Genomic DNA, 3,415 nt, shown 5'->3' on the forward strand with positions numbered 1-3,415 from the left:
AAAGGTATAATATAATTATGAAACTTTTAATTACTGGTGGTCATTTAGCACCGGCTTTATCTCTGATCGATGAACTTGAAAGGATAAAAAGTCAGATTAACGTAATCTTTGTTGGCCGAAAATATCCGACCGATAAAGAAAAAACATTATCCTTAGAATATAGAGAAATTAGCAAAAAAGATTTAGTATTTGTTTCGCTTGAAGCTGGAAGATTAAATCGAATTATTTCTTTTTCTTCAATAATAAGTCTTGTTAAAATTCCATTTGGTTTTATTCAGGCATTTTTTATTATCAATAAATACCGGCCCGATAAAATTATGTCATTTGGTGGTTATTTAGCTTTACCGATTGTATTTTGGGGATATGTTTTTAGAGTACCTATCTATACTCATGAGCAGACAATCCGTCCCGGTTTAGCCAATAAGATAATAAGTTTTTTTTCTAAAAAAATCTTTGTTTCATTTGAAGATATAAAAAATAATTTTCCGTTTAAAAAAACCTATGTTTCCGGAAACCCGGTTAAACCTTCAATTTTTAAAATTAATAAAAAAGTTTTCGAAATAAAAAAAACATTGCCGGTTATTTATATCACCGGAGGATCACTTGGGTCACACAGCATTAATCAACATATTAAAAAAATAATTTTTAAATTATTAAATTCTTATATCGTCATACACCAAGTTGGAGACACTAAGGAATATCACGATTATGAAGATTTGGTTCTTTTAAAAAATAAGTTACCGAAGGAATTGAAATCAAGATATTTTTTAGTTAAACATTTCTTTGATGATGAAATCGGATATATCTATTCTCAAGCTGATCTGGTAATTGGAAGAGCCGGAGCTAATACATTTTTTGAGCTTTTATCCTTAAAAAAACCGGCTCTTTTTATTCCCCTACCTTGGTCGTCTGGTCGAGAGCAACAACGGCATGCGGAAATTTTTGCCAAGGCGGGATGTGGAGAAATTTTTCATCAAATCACGCCAAGCGAAAAATTATTTCAATTGATTAGTCAAATGATGGGTAAAATAGCTTATTATAAAAGTAATTTTAAAAATTTAACAAAATTTTATAAAAAAAATGTCTCTCAATATCTCATTAGCGAAATATTTAAACAAGATTAAATACATTATATTTTTTCTACTTATTTGTTCAGTTTCTTTTTTTATTATCCTTTTTATTTATAATTTTTTTTTAATAAAGAATATCCAAGTTGAATCAGAGAAAAATTTTTTATTAAACAATAAAAATGAAATAATTAACAAGAACTTATTATTTTTAGATACAGATAAAATCAGTGAGAAAATAATCAAGGAAAATTATTTAGTAAAAACAGCCAAAGTTGAAAAAAATTGGCCAAATAACCTAAAAATAACAGTTTCATTATACGAACCCTGTGCTTCATTAATTGTCAATAACGGTTTCTTCAATCTATCCTGCGATGGAAGAATTTTACAAAAAAGCAAAAATATTATTCAATATTTACCGGTAATTAATTATTACCAAAAATTAAATAATAATTCTTTTCAGACCGGGGAATGGATTGACTACAAGGATATCAGAAATGTGTTATTTTTTATAAATAAGTTAAACGGGATAAACATAACGGTATTAACTATTGATATCAAAGGACAAGATATGTTAGTATTTAATTTAATTGATGGTAAACAAGTAATCTTTAGTGATAATAAGGATAAGGATATTCAGGATTATCAATTAGAACTAATTATTAAACAGTTTAAAATAGAAGGAAGAAATTATAAAAAGATTGATCTGAGGTTCAACAAGCCAATAATACAGTTTTAAATAGTTGGAAATGGTTGAAAATAGTTTTAAATGGCTACAAACTATTTATAACTATCTTTGACTATTTATAACAATTTATAACAATTATGGTTGATACTTTAATTTGCGGAATAGATATAGGAAGCTCAAAGATTGCGACGGTAGTTGGAATGGATTCAACTGAGACAGAAGAGCTAAAAATAATCGGTTTTAATACTACCCCAGCCCGAGGCGTCCGAAAAGGATTAGTCGTTGATATAAAAGAGGCAACAAAAGCGGTAGAAGAAAGTGTTGAGAAGGCAGAAAGAATGGCCGGACATAAAATTGACAGAGCCTTCGTGGCTGTCGGTGGTCCTCATATTTCTTCTCTAAACTCTCATGGAATTGTAGCTGTCTCAAACCCGCAGGGCGAAATAAGTGAAGAGGACGTGACCAGGGTTATAGAAGCTGCCAAAGCAATTTCACTCTCATCAACGAGAAGAATCATCGAAGTCATCCCTCGTGATTATATCGTCGACGGTCAATCAGGTATAAAAAATCCGGTTGGTATGAGCGGAGTACGGCTTGAAGTCGAAACTCATATTATTACGGCGTCAACAACCAATTTAAAAAATCAGGAAAGAATTTTAAGCGATTTAGGTATTGAGAATGAAGGGTTTGTTTTTTCCGGTTTAGCTTCGGCGGAAGCCGTCCTTTCTAATACCGAGAAAGAATTAGGCATAGTCTTGGTCGATATAGGTGGGGGGAAAATTGATTTTTCAATATATGCTGATGGCGCTTTATCATATTCTTCATCAATCCCTCTTGGAGCTCGTCACATTTCCAATGATATCGCCGTCGGTCTAAGAGTCTCACTTGATTCCGCCGAAAAAATAAAGATATTTTTAAGCAAAAATTTAGGAAAAAATATTTCAAATTCGAACGAAAAGAAAAAAGCCCCCCAGATTAATTTAAAGGAACTTGATTTACCGGAGGACCTGACTGATGTTTCTTTAAAAACTTTAGTTGATGGGATCGTCGCTCCTCGACTTGAAGAAATTTTCAAACTGATTTTTGAAGAAATTGAAAAAAGCGGATTTGGACAACAAATACCTTCAGGCTTAGTAATTACCGGTGGAGGTGCCTTGACAATCGGGATGCTTGAAACCGGAAAAAGAGTTGTTGGCCTACCAATTAGAATTGGTTACCCTGAGAAAGTATCAGGATTAGTTGATGAAGTCATTGACCCTCAATATTCAACAACGGTCGGTTTGCTTTTGTATGGAAAAAATAATATTATTGTTGACAAGGATAACTTTAAGAATTTTGGTAAAATTTTGAAGGATTTTAAATTAGGGAATTCAATTGGAAATTTGAAAATTTTTTTCAAACAGTTTATTCCGTAATCAGATAGAATCGGACAGAGTCGGATACAATCAGATAGAATTAGACAAAACTGATTTCATCCAATTATATCTGATTTTATCTGATTAAATCTATTATGTTAATTAAACCGCGAGCGGGGCAGGCAGCCAGAATAAAAGTAATTGGAATCGGAGGCGGAGGTGGGAACGCCTTATCTTTTATGGTGGCTGAGGGAGGAATAAACGGAGTTGAATTTATCGCCCTCAATACCGATGCTCAAGCACTT

4 protein-coding genes are annotated in these 3,415 nt (G+C 32.1%); all 4 read left to right on the forward strand.

Annotated features, from left to right (window positions below):
• Window positions 1-17 precede the first annotated feature (17 nt).
• Window positions 18-1,124: a hypothetical protein gene (locus GW846_06105; GenBank protein ID NDK10318.1), complete on the forward strand. Its 1,107-nt coding sequence runs from the start codon at window positions 18-20 to the stop codon at window positions 1,122-1,124.
• Window positions 1,081-1,806, forward strand: a complete 726-nt coding sequence (locus GW846_06110; protein NDK10319.1) for an FtsQ-type POTRA domain-containing protein — start codon at window positions 1,081-1,083, stop codon at window positions 1,804-1,806. The genes GW846_06105 and GW846_06110 overlap by 44 nt, the downstream gene beginning before the upstream one ends.
• Before the next feature lie 86 nt (window positions 1,807-1,892).
• Window positions 1,893-3,170 carry a cell division protein FtsA gene (gene ftsA / locus GW846_06115; protein ID NDK10320.1) on the forward strand — a complete coding sequence of 426 codons (1,278 nt, stop codon included), beginning with the start codon at window positions 1,893-1,895 and terminating at the stop codon, window positions 3,168-3,170.
• Between the two features lie 95 nt (window positions 3,171-3,265).
• On the forward strand, window positions 3,266-3,415 hold a 150-nt coding region (locus GW846_06120; GenBank protein NDK10321.1), incomplete at its 3' end, for a cell division protein FtsZ.

It is taken from the genome of Candidatus Gracilibacteria bacterium (genome assembly GCA_010119145.1).
Classification (GTDB): domain Bacteria; phylum Patescibacteriota; class Gracilibacteria; order BD1-5; family UBA6164; genus JAACSU01.